We start from the raw sequence: 16,734 nt of genomic DNA, 5'->3' as shown, positions 1-16,734 counted from the left end.
GCACGCTGGCTTTTAACCGCCATGAAATGTCCTTTTTGCGGTGCTGACGACACGCAGGTAGTGGATTCCCGCCTCAATGAGGAGGGAAATTCAATCCGGCGTCGTCGTCGCTGTCAGGTGTGTGATAAACGCTTTACGACTTATGAGACGGCAGAACTCCATCTGCCGCAAGTCGTTAAGCAAAACGGCAATCGCGAAGAGTTCAAGCGAGAAAAGTTACGTTTGTCTTTCACGCGCGCCCTCCACAAGCGCCCGGTGCCAACCGAGTATGTGGATAAAGCACTGGATCGTATTGTGCAAAAAGTGCTCGGTTTGGGCGTGCGCGAAGTGCCAGCCCGCCTATTAGGCGAAACCGTGATGCAAGAGTTGAAACAAATGGATCAGGTGGCGTATATCCGCTTTGCCTCTGTCTACAGAAGCTTTTCGGATGTGGATGATTTTCACAATGCAATTCGGGATCTGGATAACTAAGTATCAACCAAACATCATCAGCATCGTCGGCTAAATGGCCTGCCAAAAATGGTAAGCGATGCCGCGAACGGGCGGATTTAATAAGGGTGGGCGTATGAAACTGATCAAGCTGTCTGCGGTCGCATTAGCGGTATTTACGGTCATCCTCACCATTGTGTTTTTTACTTGGTGGGCGTTTAAGGACGAAGCGGTTTTTGGCAGTGAAAAGTTCGACCAGACCCGCTGGATGTCATTGGCAAACACGGTGCAAGCCGAGTGTCGCCGGGGCGACATGGCCTATGATCTCAAAAATCATATTCTAATTCGTGGCGCGCAAAAAGAGGCCGTGATGGCTTTGCTGGGGCGCCCCAGCCTCGAGGATGCAAACGCGCTAGAATATGATATCGGCAAGTGTATGCATGTGTATCATGCCCTGCGCATCTATTTCGATCAGAATGGGCGCTTAACCCATAGCCAGATTTCCTCTCACTAACCCCCATCGCGAGTTAGGCGAATGCGGGCAACAATCCCACTGTGTGTGATCTTGAAGGTTTGTAACGCTTGCTAAAGGTTTGCATAAAATCAGCCAGTTGTTCGGCCGCGGCAACTTCGAGTCCGTTATAAATAGAAGCGCGGATGCCGCCGATGCTGCGGTGTCCATTCAAGCCTGAGAACCCGGCTTGATGTGCAGCTTGCAAAAAGGCCTGTTCAATCTCTGCATTAGGCAAATTAAACACCACATTCATGTTTGAGCGGTCTGCTACCGCCGCCCGACCACGGTAAAAGTCGGCATGGTTATCGATTGCCTGATATAAACAATCTGCTTTTTGTTGGTTGCGTTTAGCAATATTGTGTAAGCCGCCAATCTCATCGCGTAACCAACGGGTCACCAGTAGCACACTATAAATAGCGAATACGGGCGGGGTGTTATAGATAGAGTGCGCGTCCGCTTGGGCATGGTAGTTGATAAAGCCAGGTAAATCGCTAGGCAAGCAGCTGAGAAAGTCATCGCGCAGAATGACCAGTGTCACGCCTGCAGGTCCGATGTTTTTCTGCGCATGCGCATAAATCATGGCATAGCGGTTGAACGCACCGGGCGCGGACAACAAGTCAGAAGACATATCACAGATTCGTGGCACATCTTCGCGGCCGGGCACGCGATGAAACTGCAGGCCTTCTACGGTCTCGTTTGAGATGTAATGAAAGTAAGCGGCCTGCGCAGACAATTGCAATTCGGCGTCGGTGGGTAGCCTAGCAAATTGATCGGATTTGCCGCTCCAAGCCAATTGCAGTTTCCCGGATTTTTCTGCCTCATGAATGGCTTTCCCGCTCCAGTAACCGCTATGGATATAGTCAGCCGACTGGCCATTGCGTAGCAGATTCATTGGCAACATCGAAAACTGCTGCGTGGCGCCGCCTTGCATCATCAATACCCGCGTGGAGGCAGGTAAGCCCATTAAATGCCGAATATTGTCTTCTAGTTCATGCACCACTTGCGCGAACCACTCAGAGCGGTGGCTGATGCCTAAAATAGACAGTCCTACTTCTGGTACGCACAGCATGGCGGTGTGTAGCTGTTGCAAGACGCTTTCAGGCAATGCGCCGGGGCCACCAGAAAAATTGAGTTGATTGGCATTGAGTTTCATCATGCGCTCTCCAGTAAAGGTTGCGGCTGTAATGCATATACATATTGCTCAAAGGCCTGCTGCAGTTTGGCGATTTGTGCGGCTTTGAACGGGAATAAACTGGCAGAGTCCATGGCATGCACTGCCATGATGTGGTCAATCTCGAAGATCAACAGTTGGCCTTGTTTGGTCTCTGCACAGTCGATACATAAATAGTCGAGCGGCAAGCGCTGGTAAATAGCCGCTAACGCGGATTGATGTCGGGCAACAAATTGAGAGAAGTTTTGCATAAACAAACCTTCTTCAGCACGTTTTTCGGCGGCGTCATACATGCCGGCATTGACGTAATGCACCATCCAGTCGCTCGAAATGGCCATATGGCAGATAAACGGTTGCCCACGCAGCATAGCGATGCGATATTTGCGGAACTGACCATCTTGGCTACTGTAATCCACAAAGCGTGACACAAAAAATGTCGTACTTTGCACCTGCCTTAAATAGTCTGCTAGTTCGCTGGCTTGGGTGATTTTGGCCAGATCGTTGCCGGCTTGCGAGCCGACTGGCCGAATAATCAGCGGCAGAGCGGGTAAGCCATCCGCTTGATCCGCATTGGCATCGGATTGCATGCGCAAACGAGTAACCACTTGGCTACGCGTGAGTTGGTGCGTGCGAGGGATGTCCAAGCCTGTGATGCCTTGCAGAAGCGCACTCAACTGATCACGGTTCACCAGTGGCAGTAAATGCGGTTGGTTGATCACTGGCTGCGGATGGTCGACCAAGCGCGCTTGAACGGCTTCTAGGAGTGCATGGTTTGCTTGGCTATCTGACAAGGTCACCATCACGGCATCGTGCGCTGGGAGGGGCGACGGTAACGGCTGCGCCACCGTGGCATAGTAATACAGCAATTCGATGGGACTGTTTTCTAACAAACAGTCGATGGGCGTGTTTTCAGACAAGTCGCCTGCGGTCATGATCAACAGCAATCGGGCTCGCGCAGGCTGACAGTTGGCTGGCCGACGATACAGTCGTTGTAATGACAGCGCTTGTTCCTGAATCGCTAAGCCCATCTCCCGCATTTTCAAGCACAAGAAACCAGTGGCTAAGTTCATCCACAATACCGCGTTGTCTTGATCCTGGTTTGCCTGCACCAGTAAGGCTTGCGTGCGTGCTTGTAAGTCTCCGCCACTTAAGCTCATGCGTAAAAAAGGCGCAAGTCCCTGAAAAGTTTGACTAGTATCCGCTTGGGTCAAGGTATTTAGTAACTCTTGTAGATAACGATACTTTTCTGCCGCCCGCGTCGAGGACCAGAAATCATCGCTAGTGAATACCTGTTCACCATTCACCGTTACCATCACCTGATAAGGTTGCCCAAGGACTTGTGTATGGATAAAACTGGCAAAAGACTCCGCAAAGTCTTCCTGCACATTCAGGCTAGCGTATAGGGTCGGAAACGCCGTGCGCGCCAAGTCGCGATAGAGACTGTGTGCCTCCGTTGCAGCCATCGCGGGCTTGCCATAAAATGTAATGTTTTCACGTTGCGGTAACTGCTGTTCGGGTCGTGGTTGTCCATCAGTTTGCCAGCACAGACTAGTAAATTGACCCGCAACGGTAGGTAAGGGTAATGACCAACCCGCCGGACACAGATCTGTCATGGTAGCGACGACATGGCCAAATTCATGTAGGAGTAAAAAGCGCAAGGCTTGCAGACGGTGATCCTGATCTGCTTGGGCAATCTTGACGGCGATCTGCACACTGGCGTCTTTGGTAAACACAGAGCGCTCTTTCCAACTGGCCCAATCATTCGCCGAGGGTTGCTGCAGCGCATCACAGTCGATCACAATGACAAAACCAATATTGCTACTGCCATCACCCAAGGCCACCATGTCGGTGAATCCGGAGGCGCCAATGCCGCGCGCCAAAAAAATTCCCAGCACCGACTTGTGCAGCATACTTAATAGGTTCTCTGGTAACGCTGAAAGCGCTTGTGCGAGATCGGCTTGCCAGTGGGGATCTGTGACTAGTGGAATAGGGGTTTGCATCGCTTGCGACTGGGCATATTCCGTCAAGAAATGTTGCAAGTCTGCGCTAGGCGGCACGGTGCGGTGATGCAATGGGCTTGCGTATAAGCCCAACCAGGGCGTGGGGTCGGCGATATAAATCATGCCTTAGTGTATCGCCCCTTCGCGCGCGGGCTAATGATAAAAAAACTGGCAAACACCACGGTATTCGGCACTTCACAACCCCGCATGCGCCGCGCGATGGCAGCGTGCAATGTGCACAAAAAACCCGCAAGCACGGGTTTTTTTGTATGATGGCAATCTATGCTAGAAAGTGTACAAGATATTGAATGGATGACGCGCGCCTTGCGGCAAGCTGCGCGCGGCTTATATACCACTACGCCCAATCCGCGGGTGGGCTGTGTCCTTGTTAAGCATGGTCAGGTAATTGGTGAAGGCGCACATCTCAGAGCTGGCGAGCCGCATGCGGAAGTGCATGCTTTGCGTGCGGCTGGCGAGCAGGCCAAAGGCAGCACCGCATACGTGACGCTCGAACCCTGTAGTCACTTCGGTCGCACCCCACCGTGTGCTGATGCGCTGGTGCAGGCGGGGGTGCGTCGGGTGGTAGTGGCCATGCAAGATCCCAATCCGCTAGTGTCTGGCAATGGGATCGCGCGTTTGCAAGCGCAGGGCATCGCTGTCACCTTAGGGGTATGTGAGGATCAGGCACGCGCCTTGAATCCGGGCTTTGTGCAGCGCATGACCACGCAGCGCCCGTATGTGCGGCTCAAGCTGGCCGCGTCTTTAGACGGGCGAACGGCCTTGGCCAACGGCGAGAGCCAATGGATTACCTCGGCTGAGGCGCGTCAAGACGTGCACCACTGGCGCGCGCAAAGCTGTGCCATCATCACTGGAATCGCCAGTATTTTAAAAGATGACGCTGCGCTGACGGTGAGAGCGGTAGCGACGCAACGGCAACCACTCAGAGTGATCGTTGACAGCCAGCTGCGTATCCCACTGAGCGCTAAGGCCTTGCAGGATGGCAACGCGCTGGTGGCTTATGCGCAAGGCGATGCAGCAAAACTGGAGGTCTTGAACGTGATGGGGGTGCGCACCTTGCACGCCCCGAATGGGCATGGGCAAGTGGATCTTGGCTTATTAATGCAGACATTGACGGCATTGCCGTGTAATGAGGTGATGATTGAAGCCGGCGCTACCCTGAATGGTGCTTTTTTACAAAGCGGGCTGGTCGATGAATTGCTGATGTATTACGCGCCCAAGTTGATGGGAGACCAGGCGAGAGGCATGTTCGCGCTGCCCTCGCTGCAACAGATGTCGGGTGTGCACGATTTAACCGTGTTGGAACTACGACAGTTTGGGCAGGATATTCGGATACAAGCCCGTTTGCGCGATTGATGAGCTATGTTAATTGATACCCATTGCCATCTTGATGCCAGCGAGTTCGATGCAGATCGTGACCAAGTTTGGCTGCAAGCGCAACACGAAGGCGTGCGGGCCGTCGTCATTCCGGCCGTCACACAAGCGACTTTTCAGCCCATCATGCAGTGGTGCGCGCAGCAGCCGCAAGCGGGCTTTGCGCTAGGCTGGCACCCGATGTATATCGATCAAGCCCCCGAGCAGGCGTTGCAACAACTGTCAGACACTGTGGCGCAGGTATTGTCCGGGCCACAAGCGCATCAGTTAGTGGCGATTGGCGAAATCGGCCTAGATTTTTTCATCACACAAGACAATGCGGCCAAACAAATTGCTTTGTTTGAGGGGCAACTACAAATCGCTAAACAATTTGAGTTGCCGGTGATTCTGCATGTGCGGGGGGCGATTGATAGCGTGCTTAAATCTCTGCGTAAACATCGTGTGCAAGGCGGCATTGCCCACGCATTTAATGGCAGCATGCAGCAAGCCAACATTTTTGCGCAGTTAGGGTTTAAATTGGGATTCGGCGGCGCAATGACTTGGCCACGCGCACTCAAAATCCGTCAACTTGCGGCAGAATTGCCATTGGAGCAGTTGGTTTTAGAGACGGATGCGCCAGACATTCCCCCTGTTTGGCTCGGTCATCAGGGTCGAAATAGTCCAGTGCATTTAAAAAGAATAGCGGAAGAACTATGCCTAATTCGTGGCTTAGAAACTTCGCAACTCATTGAAATGATAGGCAAAAATTCTAAGCAAGTTTTACCAAATTTAGGCCATTTATGCACATGACTTAAAGTGACACATTAAGAATGTGTCGAAAGTGTTTCAATTATAGTAGTGCTTTATAAGTCATTGATTTAATTGAATAAAAAAATAGATTAAAAAATGAACTTTCGGAAAAAGTCCTTATAAATTGGTAAGTTACGGAATTAAGACACAGCAATCCACAAAGTTATCCACAGATTTTGTGGATGGAAAAATACAGTGTTTGTCCTACAGGAAAATCAAGTGCTTTTACAAACTTTACAATTATTGATTGTGCACGTTCAGGCTACTTTTTATGCGTATTCATGATCAACATTTCCGTACGATTTGGCCCACGCAAAATGCAGTCTCTCTAATTGATCAGACACGTTTGCCGTTTGAGTTTGTCATCGTCAGCGTGACGACATTAGCAGAGGTTTGCCATGCGATTCGCCACATGCAAGTGCGTGGCGCGCCATTGATCGGTGCCGCAGCCGCGTATGGGGTCGCCCTGGGTATTCAATCCAGCGCGACGGAGACGGCTTTGGCGGCGGTGGTGCAGCAATTGATTGCGACCCGCCCCACGGCGGTGAATCTGGCTTGGGCGGCTCATCGCATGCAACAACAATTATTGGCGGTGCCCGAGGCCGCACGCGCTTCAGCCGCTTGGCTATTTGCACAGGCGATTGCCGATGAGGATGTGGCGCAAAATCTGGCCATCGGCCAGCACGGCAAGGCCTTGATCGCCGCCAAAGCCAGTGTGGATGCACAACAGACCATTAATATCCTCACCCATTGCAATGCTGGTTGGCTGGCGACGGTGGATGGCGGCACGGCATTGGCGCCGATTTATGCGGCGCATGATGCGGGCCTCAAGGTGCATGTGTGGGTGGATGAAACGCGCCCGCGCAACCAAGGGGCGAGTTTGACCGCTTGGGAGCTTGCACAACACGGGGTTCCGCATACGGTGATTGCCGATAACGCCGGGGGCCATTTAATGCAGCACGGGCAAGTGGATATGGTTATTGTGGGGGCAGACCGCGTCACGCGCGAGGGCGACGTGTGCAATAAAATCGGGACCTATTTAAAAGCGCTGGCCGCCTATGATCAAGGGGTGCCATTTTATGCGGCGGTGCCGACACCCACCATCGACTGGCAAGTGGCGCGCGGGGCCGATATCGACATTGAAATGCGTGATGCTGACGAAGTGGCGTATATTTCTGGTCAAGCGCCGGATGGCCGATGGCAACGGGTTCGTATCATCCCGCATGAGAGTACCGCACTAAACCCGGCATTTGACGTGACCCCCGCCCGACTGGTGACCGGCATTATTACCGAGTGTGGGATCTTTGCGCCGGCACAATTGCATACACTGGGGCAGTAACATGACCACACCAGACCCCGCAGCGCAATTGCTGCAAGCAGCGCAAAAGATGGCGCAATTAGGCCTGAATAAAGGCACCTCTGGCAATGCCAGCCTGCGGCTGGCGGATGGGCTGCTGATTACGCCCTCTGGCATCCCTGCTGAGCAGTTAACGGCGCAAAGCATGGTGTTTATGGATTGGCAGGGCGTGGCTGAAGCTGGGAAAAAACCCTCCAGCGAATGGCGCTTTCATCGGGATATTTTGCAAGCCAGATCGGATATGCATGCAGTGGTGCATTGTCATAGCATGTTTGCGACCACGATTGCTTGCATGGGCCGTGACGTCCCGCCGTTTCATTACATGATTGCCACGGCGGGGGGCGACAACATTCGCTGCGCACCGTATGCCTTATTCGGCACGCAGGCGCTCTCAGAGGTGGCAGTGACCGCGCTGCAAGATCGTCTTGCCTGCTTGTTGGTCCACCATGGCATGATTGCACTTGGCCGCAATCTAGCGCAAGCACTGGCGATTGCGGTAGAGGTGGAAAATTTGTGTGAGCAATATTGGCGACTGTTGCAATTCGGTGAGCCGACCCTGTTGACTGCTGCACAGATGCGTGAAGTGCAGGCACAGTTTCGTGGCTATGGCCAGTGGGCCCAGTCAGAGTCACAATTTGGGGAACAGGGCCAGCGTGGTGAGTCTGAGTAATTGCCTAGGGTCGCAGAGGTAAACATCCCCGGTGATGGCAAGTATCGCCTGTGCTGGGGCATGACATTTAAGCAGTACCCCGCCGGATTCGACGGCGTTGAGGCCTTTGGCATAGCGCGTGGCGAGTGCCTCATCTGGCGTCCAGCAAAAACCAATCTGATGTTGATCAAATAAAAACCAGCTTTCGCCGCGATACAAGGTCGCACCTTGCGCCACATCGTTTGGCAAAGCCTTTTTAAGCAGCTTTAATACCAAGTCATCGTCTTTGACTTTTGCGCGCAAATCGCCCCCATATTGCGTCCACAGGGAGGCAATCTGTGTTTTTTGAAAAACCGTATCGTCTGTAATGCGGGTGAGATATTCAAAGGTAGCTCGCCACAGTTGGGCATCGACTGCGTTAACATAGGCACCCAAACAAAACTGTTTGGCTAGAGATTGCGGGCTGTGCTTCACGGCGCGGGGGAGGTTGCAGGCGGTGGGTTACGGGTCCACTCGCCCTCGATCAGTTTTTCTTGTGGTTGGAACTGTTGTTTGTAGGCCATTTTCTGGCTGTCGGCGATCCAATAGCCTAGGTAGACATAAGGCAACTCTAACTGCTTGGCCCACTCGATTTGCCACAGGATGCTGTGGGTGCCGTAACTGGCTTTTTCGCTGGTATCGTAAAACGTATAGACCGCAGATAAGCCATCCATCACCATGTCGATCACACTGACCATCTTCAGCGTACCTTGCGCATCACGAAACTCCACCATCAGGCTGTCAACATTGCTTTGACATAAAAACTGCTGATACTGGTTAGCTTCATCCTCCAGGTCGTTTAGGCGCTCAGTGCCTTGGTGTCGCTGTTGCTGATAGGTTTGATACAGGGCAAAGTGTTCTTCGTAGTAGCCGGCCTCTAGGATGGTGACCTGCAAGTCACTGTGCTGTTTGAAGGCGCGGCGCTGACTTCTGGTCGGTTGAAAGTCGTTTACGGGGATGCGCACCGACACGCAGGCATTGCAATGTTCGCAGTGCGGGCGATAGGCGAACTTGCCGCTGCGTCTGAAGCCTTGCTGGATCAAGCCACTGTAGACTGGACCGGTGACCAGATTTTGTGGCGTGGCGATCAGGCTTTGCGCCAGTTTCTTTGGCAGGTAACCACAGGCATAAGCCGTGGTGACATAAAACTGCATTTTTTGTAGCGGGGCATCATTAGGTAATGTCATATTGCACCAGCGCGTTCAATTGCGCGATAAATCGGTCTCTTGGAATTTCATCAGCACCAAAGCTTGCAAGCAGCGGTGTATGCATCTGACAATCAATCATACCGACTTGTTGCATTTGCAACCATTGCACCATGTGAACAAAGGCCACTTTGGAGGCGTTACTCACATGGTGAAACATACTCTCGCCATAAAACATGCGACCCATCTTTACCCCATAACATCCACCCACTAATTGTCCATGCTGCCAAGCTTCAACACTATGTGCGTAGCCCATGCGATGCAATTGGTGGTAGGCATCAATCATCTCTTCACTGATCCAAGTCCCTGGCTGTCCCGGACGTGGGGTTTCTGCGCAGGCTTGCATCACCCTCTTAAAATCGGTGTTAATACGAATCTCAAAAATTTGCTGCTGGATCACTTTACGTAACGAGCGCTGAATGGTGAGCTGTTCTGGAAACAACACCATACGCGGGTCAGGGCTCCACCAGAGGATCGGTTCTCCGGGACTAAACCAGGGGAATATGCCTTGCCGGTAGGCAGCCATGAGTCGGTTGGCCGATAAGTCACCGCCAATCGCGATGAGTCCATTGGGCTCAGTCAAAGCCTGTGATAAAGGAGGGAAAGCCGTCTCGGTCCTCAGAATACGCACTGGCCCGCCTGGCAACCGGTAAAAGGATTCAGCCATACTGCTTAATTAAATTGAAAGGGATCGTGCTTGCCTACCCATTCTATAACCTTGTTGCCGGGCATGCCACGGGCAATGCCAAATCCCTGTGCGTAATCACAACCGAGTTGCGCCAGAATGCCTGCTTGTTCTGCATTTTCTACCCCTTCAGCAACGACTTTACGACCAAAATCACGGCACAGGGTCACTACGCCTCTGATCACGGCGAGATCTTCCTGATTGCTCAGCATATTATGAATAAAGGACTGGTCGATTTTGATGATGTCCACGGGTAGTCGACGCAAATAAATCAATGAAGAATAGCCCGAGCCAAAGTCATCAATGGAGAATGAAACCCCGAGCGACTGGCATTGTTGAATGACGCGGTTAACGATCGCAAAGTCGCTGATGGCCGCACTTTCAGTGATTTCAATGTGCAGTTGTGTGGGTTGAATGGCAGGGTACTTTTCAAATAACTTGGCCAATTGATCAACAAACTGTTTATCCATCAAATGTTGCGCTGCAATGTTGACGGACACTTGTGTGTGTAGCCCTTGCGTTTGCCATTCTGTGAGTTGGCGGAGGCTCTCCTCCATCACCCAATGACCGATGTCAATGATAAGACTCGTGTGTTCGACGACATTGAGAAAGTCATTGGGGTAGAGCAGACCGCGCGCAGGATGTTGCCAGCGTAATAGCGCCTCGAAACAAAAGAGTTTGCCTGACTGCATGCACACTTGCGGCTGATACACCAGTTTGATGTCACTGTTCTGAATCCCACGCAATAAATCCCTTAACAGCAGTTGTTGTTGCTGTGATTGTTGCGCAGAGGCGAGATCAAATAAGTGAAATTGATGTCCGCCATGGGTTTTCGCATGATACATGGCATGGTCAGCATGCCTGAGTAGGGTGTCTGGTGGATTATGGTCCAGCGGGTAAAGGGTGTAGCCAATACTGGCTGAGATCGAAAACTTGAACTTATCTATCGAGAAGGGCTTTTCAATCGCTGCCAATAGTTTTTTTAGCAAGCGTGTATATTCAACTTGTGTGCGTCCACCACACAATAGCATCGCAAACTCATCTCCACCCAGCCGGGCGAGGGTATCCTCGGGCTTGAGCAGGTTGGTTAATCGGCTGGCCAGTTGCATCAAAAGTTTATCGCCAAACTCATGGCCATATTGATCATTCACAATTTTAAAATCATCCAGATCAATGTAACAAACCGCCAGCAGGGACTGTTGACGCTCCGCTTCCAGCAAGGCTTGTTGCAAGCGGCTAGAAAACAAGACTCGATTGGGCACTTGCGTTAACACGTCATGATAAGCCAAGTGTTCCAGCATGTTTTGCTGCTCTTTGGCCCGGGTGATGTCAGAAAATAATCCGACATAATGCTGAAAGTGATTTGTCGCATTCATCACCGGGGACAATTCCAGTGCGATCAAGTATTCGTGCCCGTCGCGATGGCGATTCCAGACTTCGCCTTGCCACTCCTGAAAAGCCAGCGCACCTTGGTAGAGTGACGAAAAAAAGTCTGGCTGTTGCGCGGCAATGCCTAATGCTGTGGGTGATTGCCCGATGGCCTCTGCTTGGCTGTAGCCAGTAATGACGCTAAAAGAAGGGTTGCACTGCACAATCAGCCCGTGTTCGTCGGTAATGAAAATAGCGTCATGGGCGTGATCAAATACACTGGCCGACACTTTCAAGCGATTTGCGTTGGCATGAATTTGGTTCACCATTTCACGCAAGCGCCGCCGCATTTTAATCATGTTGGCAATCAGTGTATCCGGCGCTGCCGACGTCTGATCTTCAGCAAAATCGCCACTTTCGATGCGCATGAGCATTAATTTTGCGGTTTCTGGCTCCCCGCCCAGAGGGTTTAACACAAAGCGTTGCAATCCACTGATAATCGCCAGCAACACCACTAGCGTTAAAATCAATGTAATCATCATCACCGGGGAAAGTGCACCCAGTGCTGCCCAATACGCCTCATTGACTGGGTACAAGATATTGATTTCAAAGTCCCATTCTGGGACGTATTTAGTGACTTTTTTCCAACGGTGTGTTTTGTCTTCTAAAGCATCTAACGCTTTTTGTTGGCTCACGCCCGCCGTTAAAAAGCGAATTTTGCCGCCGCCATCAGTGATCGCGACAAAGCCTTGTTCTAAAAAGCCCCATTGTCGAATCGCCTGATCAATCGCATTGAAATCCAGTTTATAGCCCACATACCAAGCACCGATGAGGCGTTTGTTTTGATCAAGCATGGGCTCGTAGCGCGACAAATAAGCTTCGCCCAAAATATCCACCACGCCATAGTAAGTCTCGTTTTTTTGTAGGTGCTCAATCGCCTTGCCATAAGGATTTAACTCCGTGCCAAAGGCATTTGTGCCATCTGCTTTTTTTACATTGGTCGCGATGCGGAGAAACTGCTGCCCACGTTTGACGAAAATGGTGGCGGTGCCGCTGCCAATCCGGGTGACAGAATCTACCAGTAGCGTTCTGCCGGTTTGCGAGGTATCACCAAAACGCAAATTAGGCACTTGCGTGCCCAGCATATCCGTGATGCCATCAATATTCGGCGGCCCTTCGGCAGCGGCGTACTGTTTGAGTAGCGCCATGCTCGACAGCACATGCTCGCTGACTAGCGTTCTGGCTGTCACCAGCAGGTTGGCCAGTTTTTGCGTTTCTTCGTTGGCTTTTGCTTCGATGTTATTGAGGTGTTGGTTGAAGATAAAACCAAATGAAATGAATCCAACTAGCAGGCCAAAGGCTGCCAAAGGCAGTAGAATTTTCCTGAAAAGCGTGTAATTCTTCATAGTCGATTTAATAATTATTAGAGACAAGACACCCCATGCATAACACGGTTATACATCGCTTTTAAGCGGTCCGCAATCAAAAAACAATCGGTCGCGCATGCATACTTTGCGCGATGCTATGGTCTTCTGGGCCTAGGTCGTATTTGTGCGAGCCCTGATATTCTTTTTAAGCAACTTTGTAAGCGGTGGCGACGCGGCTGTAGGATGCCGTCAGCTACTCAGATTTATATAGAAAAATGATTTCAAATCAATCGATTAACGCGTAAAATGCCCAACTCTTAAGCATTGCTGGTCATTCGCGTGGAAATTTACACCTCCCTTACTGCCAAACCTGTTAACAGCTATCGTCCTTATTGGGCCAAGCGCTTCGGCACGGCGCCCATGCTGCCGATGAGCCGGGCTGAAATGGATGCGCTTGGATGGGATAGTTGCGACATTATCCTGGTGAGCGGCGATGCCTACATTGATCACCCTAGTTTCGGTGCAGCGTTGATCGGCCGATTACTCGAGGCGCAGGGCTTTCGGGTGGGCATCATTGCGCAACCCGATTGGCAATCTGCCTCCCCATTTAAGGTGTTGGGTAAACCCAACCTTTATTTTGGGGTGACGGCAGGCAACATGGACAGCATGGTCAATCGTTACACCGCTGATCGTAAAATTCGCTCCGATGATGCGTATACCCCCAATGCCGAAGCCAATCGACGCCCTGATCGCGCGGTGCTGGTCTACTCGCAGCGTTGTAAAGAAGCCTATTCAGACGTGCCGTTAGTGATTGGCAGTATTGAAGCGAGCTTGCGACGAATTGCGCATTATGACTACTGGTCGGACAAAGTGCGTCGGTCTATCTTGATTGATTCTAAAGCCGATTTACTGCTTTATGGCAATGCCGAGCGCGCCATTGTGGAGCTCAGCCATCGCATTGCTCGCGGTGAGCCGATCCAAGATATCCAGGATATTCGTGGCACGGCGTTTGTTCGCAAAACACTCCCTGCTGATTTTGTCGAGGTTCCCTCTACCCGGTTAGATCGTCCCGGGGTCGTTGAACAGCATGAAGATCCCTACGCCATGAAAATGGGCAAGGCCGATGCCAGTTGCGCGACTGAAAGCAACAGCACTGACCCTGCCGCAGTCGCGCCCACCATTAGCCTGCCGTTGCCGCTCAAGGCGGCTAAGGTGCCGCGTGAACGCCAGGTGATTCGCATGCCTGCGTTTGAAGAGGTAGTGGATGACCCAGTCATGTATGCCCACGCCTCGCGCGTATTGCACTTAGAGGCAAACCCCGGCAATGCACGGGCGTTGGTGCAGAGACACGGACAGCGTGAGGTATGGCTGAATGCGCCGCCGATTCCGCTGAGTACCAAAGAAATGGACTACGTGTACGATTTGCCTTATGCGCGCAAGCCACACCCGGCTTATGGCGATGCCAAAATACCGGCCTGGGACATGATTCGTTTCTCGGTCAATATCATGCGTGGCTGCTTTGGCGGCTGTACCTTCTGCTCGATTACCGAGCATGAAGGCCGCATTATCCAAAGTCGCTCTGAAGATTCTATTTTGCGTGAGATCGAAGAAATCCGCGATAAAGTAGACGGTTTTACTGGGGTGATCTCGGATCTTGGTGGCCCAACCGCTAATATGTACCGCTTGTCCTGCAAATCGGAACAGATTGAAAAAAACTGCCGCAAGTTATCTTGCGTTTACCCCGGCGTCTGCGAAAACTTAAATACTGATCATTCGTCTTTGATTCAGCTGTATCGCAAAGCGCGCAATTTGCGGGGGGTGAAAAAGATTTTGATTGGCTCTGGCCTGCGCTATGACTTAGCCGTGAAATCCCCTGAATATGTCAAAGAATTGGTACAGCATCACGTGGGTGGCTATTTAAAAATCGCCCCTGAGCACTCTGAAGAAAATGTGCTCAGCAAAATGATGAAGCCCGGCATGGGCGCGTATGATGAATTCAAACGCATGTTTGAAAAGTTTAGCGCCGAAGCAGGCAAAAAACAGTATTTGATTCCTTACTTTATCGCAGCCCATCCGGGCACGACCGATGAAGACATGGTCAATCTGGCGCTGTGGTTGAAACGCAACGACTTCCGTTTGGATCAGGTGCAAACCTTTACACCAACGCCCATGGCGATGGCGACCGCCATGTATCACAGTGGCAAGAACCCTTTGCGCAAAGTTACCCCTGATTCTGAGACGGTGCCTGTCGCTAAAACTGGCACCATTCGTAAATTGCATAAAGCATTTATTCGCTACCATGATCCGCAAAACTGGCCGATCTTGCGCGAGGCACTTAAGAAAATGGGGCGTGCGGATTTAATTGGAAACGGTAAAAAGCATTTGGTGCCTGCGTATCAGCCTGCAGTGTTGCCACAAATTGTGCAATCAGACGGTAGTCGTTTTCAGGCAAAACCGATGCCTAAAGGCTTTAACCAGACAAAAAGCTTTGCCAGCCCGAAAAAGCTCTCGGCACCACGCAAAAAACATTAGCGTGCCCGCAGTCAAGGTGGGTTCGTCATATTGCTTGGGTCGATGCCAGCTTTGATTAATGTGGGCGGGCGGTAGTCCGATTGCGCTTGCCATTTGGCGATGACTGACGAATCTACGCTCACATTGACCGCTTTACGCGCCCCCTGTTTGACGCTATACGGCCGATAAAAGCGGCCATCTCCCGGGTTAAAGATGCCCTTGAACCAACCATACAAACCATAAGCAAAAGCTTTAAATGAATCGGTCGGGGCGGTTAAATAGGCGCGATCAGCGACTGTGTAAGGTTTGAGCTTTAACTGGGCTGCTTGCGCTTTGGCCAGCATCCAGGCCAATGCGATCCCGGCTAATGGGTCTTTGCCATAGCCACCGCCGACATTGGCATGGGCGCCGATAAACCAGCGCTGCTCAACGGCTACATTTTCTGCCTTTTGTTTGCCATCCTCATTAGTCCACATCGCTACTTCATAGGCTTCACGATGTTCATCGATCGCCATGGCGTGATAGGCATAAGAGACGATTTTGGATAATTCAGTGTCATGCCAGGCATAAAACCCATGCTCTGAAATCATGGTGCCGGGAATGCCTAAGGCGCCGACGGTATCCCATACGCCGAGAAAATGGATGCGCACATCGTGGCTGTAGTGTTGCCTGAATGCCATGCATGGGGCGCTATCGGGCGATGCTGACTTATCACGGTATAGCGTTTCTGCACGTTGTAATAAGGTGGGCGTGCTGGTTTTGAGTAAGCCGCATTTGCGGATCAGGCCCACCATGCTCCTCGCCGTGTAAGCGCCGCGACTAAATCCGAATACCCAAATTTCATCACCCGCTTGATAATGTTTTACTAGCCAATCGTAGCCTTGTAATAGGTTTTTACTGAGCCCATAGCCGAATAATCCCCCGCGCAGTTTATCGCCGGTCGCCGTGCCAACGCCAGGCTCATAAAAAAATCGCTGGTGAACTTCGCCGTCATCTTCTTCAATGAGCGTGGAGAGTTGATACACATTGGTCAGGTCCTCGGGATCGTTCCATGTGCCATCAAACAATACAATCAGCCGTTCTTTTTTTCTCATGATGCTGCCTCTAAGGTATGTCAGCGAAGGGAAAATGCTTTGATAGCATGCGCATGCCACACAGCCCGATTCTCTGCATCCATGACCGTCTCAAGAAATGCGTTTTATGCGGGTCGGTGTCCACCGCTGGATCGGTCGAGTGCATGGTCATCTCCCTCAGCATA

14 protein-coding genes are annotated in these 16,734 nt (G+C 51.5%); 7 read left to right on the top strand and 7 right to left on the bottom strand.

The genetic code is table 11. The annotated features are described in order from the left end of the window. The first annotated feature begins 21 nt into the window (after positions 1–21). Both nrdR and FIT99_RS08895 read left to right on the top strand, forming a co-directional pair. Complete coding sequence (gene nrdR / locus FIT99_RS08900; RefSeq protein ID WP_140003967.1) at positions 22–471, top strand: transcriptional regulator NrdR; 450 nt, start codon at positions 22–24, stop codon at positions 469–471. Positions 472–565: 94 nt separating this feature from the next. After that, a complete protein-coding gene (locus FIT99_RS08895) occupies positions 566–943 on the top strand; it encodes a hypothetical protein (RefSeq protein WP_140003966.1) in 378 nt (125 codons plus the stop codon). A 13-nt stretch (positions 944–956) separates the two neighbouring features. Here FIT99_RS08895 and FIT99_RS08890 read toward each other — a convergent pair whose 3' ends face one another. After that, positions 957–2,099, bottom strand: coding sequence for a phosphoserine transaminase (locus FIT99_RS08890; protein WP_140003965.1), 1,143 nt, complete (start codon positions 2,097–2,099; stop codon positions 957–959). After that, positions 2,096–4,237, bottom strand: coding sequence for an ATP-grasp domain-containing protein (locus tag FIT99_RS08885; protein WP_140003964.1), 2,142 nt, complete (start codon positions 4,235–4,237; stop codon positions 2,096–2,098). Before FIT99_RS08885 ends, FIT99_RS08890 begins: the two co-directional genes overlap by 4 nt. Before the next feature lie 159 nt (positions 4,238–4,396). Here FIT99_RS08885 and ribD point away from each other — a divergent pair, with 159 nt between their 5' ends. The 4 genes from ribD (at position 4,397) to FIT99_RS08865 (ending at position 8,322) form a co-directional block, all read left to right on the top strand. Then, complete coding sequence (ribD, locus tag FIT99_RS08880; protein ID WP_140003963.1) at positions 4,397–5,488, top strand: bifunctional diaminohydroxyphosphoribosylaminopyrimidine deaminase/5-amino-6-(5-phosphoribosylamino)uracil reductase RibD; 1,092 nt, start codon at positions 4,397–4,399, stop codon at positions 5,486–5,488. A 6-nt stretch (positions 5,489–5,494) separates the two neighbouring features. Beyond that, on the top strand, positions 5,495–6,295 hold the full coding sequence (locus FIT99_RS08875; RefSeq protein ID WP_140003962.1) for a TatD family hydrolase: 801 nt from the start codon (positions 5,495–5,497) through the stop codon (positions 6,293–6,295). A 271-nt stretch (positions 6,296–6,566) separates the two neighbouring features. After that, positions 6,567–7,634, top strand: a complete 1,068-nt coding sequence (gene mtnA, locus FIT99_RS08870) for an S-methyl-5-thioribose-1-phosphate isomerase (RefSeq protein WP_140003961.1) — start codon at positions 6,567–6,569, stop codon at positions 7,632–7,634. 1 nt (position 7,635) lies between these two features. After that, the gene (locus FIT99_RS08865; protein WP_140003960.1) at positions 7,636–8,322 is read left to right on the top strand and encodes a class II aldolase/adducin family protein; all 687 of its coding nucleotides are present in this window, start codon (positions 7,636–7,638) and stop codon (positions 8,320–8,322) included. On the opposite strand, the gene FIT99_RS08860 is transcribed toward FIT99_RS08865, so the two are convergent. The 4 genes from FIT99_RS08860 to FIT99_RS08845 are packed head-to-tail and all read right to left on the bottom strand — an operon-like array spanning position 8,281 to position 13,004. Then, entirely contained in the window at positions 8,281–8,775 is a 495-nt protein-coding gene (locus FIT99_RS08860) for a hypothetical protein (RefSeq protein WP_140003959.1), read from the bottom strand. The two genes, FIT99_RS08865 and FIT99_RS08860, sit on opposite strands and share 42 nt — an antisense overlap. After that, positions 8,772–9,527, bottom strand: coding sequence for an arginyltransferase (locus FIT99_RS08855; RefSeq protein ID WP_140003958.1), 756 nt, complete (start codon positions 9,525–9,527; stop codon positions 8,772–8,774). The genes FIT99_RS08860 and FIT99_RS08855 overlap by 4 nt, the downstream gene beginning before the upstream one ends. Then, the gene (aat, locus tag FIT99_RS08850; protein WP_140003957.1) at positions 9,514–10,212 is read right to left on the bottom strand and encodes a leucyl/phenylalanyl-tRNA--protein transferase; all 699 of its coding nucleotides are present in this window, start codon (positions 10,210–10,212) and stop codon (positions 9,514–9,516) included. The genes FIT99_RS08855 and aat overlap by 14 nt, the downstream gene beginning before the upstream one ends. Positions 10,213–10,217: 5 nt before the next feature. Then, complete coding sequence (locus tag FIT99_RS08845) at positions 10,218–13,004, bottom strand: bifunctional diguanylate cyclase/phosphodiesterase (protein ID WP_223261163.1); 2,787 nt, start codon at positions 13,002–13,004, stop codon at positions 10,218–10,220. A 300-nt stretch (positions 13,005–13,304) separates the two neighbouring features. Between FIT99_RS08845 and FIT99_RS08840 the strand changes: the two genes are divergently transcribed. Continuing rightward, the gene (locus FIT99_RS08840) at positions 13,305–15,497 is read left to right on the top strand and encodes a YgiQ family radical SAM protein (protein WP_140003956.1); all 2,193 of its coding nucleotides are present in this window, start codon (positions 13,305–13,307) and stop codon (positions 15,495–15,497) included. 11 nt (positions 15,498–15,508) lie between these two features. Here FIT99_RS08840 and FIT99_RS08835 read toward each other — a convergent pair whose 3' ends face one another. Beyond that, the gene (locus FIT99_RS08835; RefSeq protein ID WP_140003955.1) at positions 15,509–16,570 is read right to left on the bottom strand and encodes a DUF2235 domain-containing protein; all 1,062 of its coding nucleotides are present in this window, start codon (positions 16,568–16,570) and stop codon (positions 15,509–15,511) included. Positions 16,571–16,734 lie beyond the last annotated feature (164 nt).

The organism is Methylophilus medardicus (genome assembly GCF_006363955.1).
Lineage (GTDB): Bacteria > Pseudomonadota > Gammaproteobacteria > Burkholderiales > Methylophilaceae > Methylophilus > Methylophilus medardensis.
This window is presented reverse-complemented; position numbering and strand designations above follow the sequence as displayed.

Bases quoted from the DNA above. Each gene is read 5' to 3' on its own strand.
- FIT99_RS08855 (WP_140003958.1), bottom strand. From the start codon at position 9,527: ATGACATTACCTAATGATGCCCCGCTACAAAAAATGCAGTTTTATGTC.
- FIT99_RS08845 (WP_223261163.1), bottom strand. From the start codon at position 13,004: ATGAAGAATTACACGCTTTTCAGGAAAATTCTACTGCCTTTGGCAGCC.
- aat (WP_140003957.1), bottom strand. From the start codon at position 10,212: ATGGCTGAATCCTTTTACCGGTTGCCAGGCGGGCCAGTGCGTATTCTG.
- FIT99_RS08885 (WP_140003964.1), bottom strand. From the start codon at position 4,237: ATGATTTATATCGCCGACCCCACGCCCTGGTTGGGCTTATACGCAAGC.
- FIT99_RS08895 (WP_140003966.1), top strand. From the start codon at position 566: ATGAAACTGATCAAGCTGTCTGCGGTCGCATTAGCGGTATTTACGGTC.
- FIT99_RS08875 (WP_140003962.1), top strand. From the start codon at position 5,495: ATGTTAATTGATACCCATTGCCATCTTGATGCCAGCGAGTTCGATGCA.
- FIT99_RS08890 (WP_140003965.1), bottom strand. From the start codon at position 2,099: ATGATGAAACTCAATGCCAATCAACTCAATTTTTCTGGTGGCCCCGGC.
- FIT99_RS08835 (WP_140003955.1), bottom strand. From the start codon at position 16,570: ATGAGAAAAAAAGAACGGCTGATTGTATTGTTTGATGGCACATGGAAC.
- FIT99_RS08865 (WP_140003960.1), top strand. From the start codon at position 7,636: ATGACCACACCAGACCCCGCAGCGCAATTGCTGCAAGCAGCGCAAAAG.
- mtnA (WP_140003961.1), top strand. From the start codon at position 6,567: ATGCGTATTCATGATCAACATTTCCGTACGATTTGGCCCACGCAAAAT.
- ribD (WP_140003963.1), top strand. From the start codon at position 4,397: ATGCTAGAAAGTGTACAAGATATTGAATGGATGACGCGCGCCTTGCGG.
- nrdR (WP_140003967.1), top strand. From the start codon at position 22: ATGAAATGTCCTTTTTGCGGTGCTGACGACACGCAGGTAGTGGATTCC.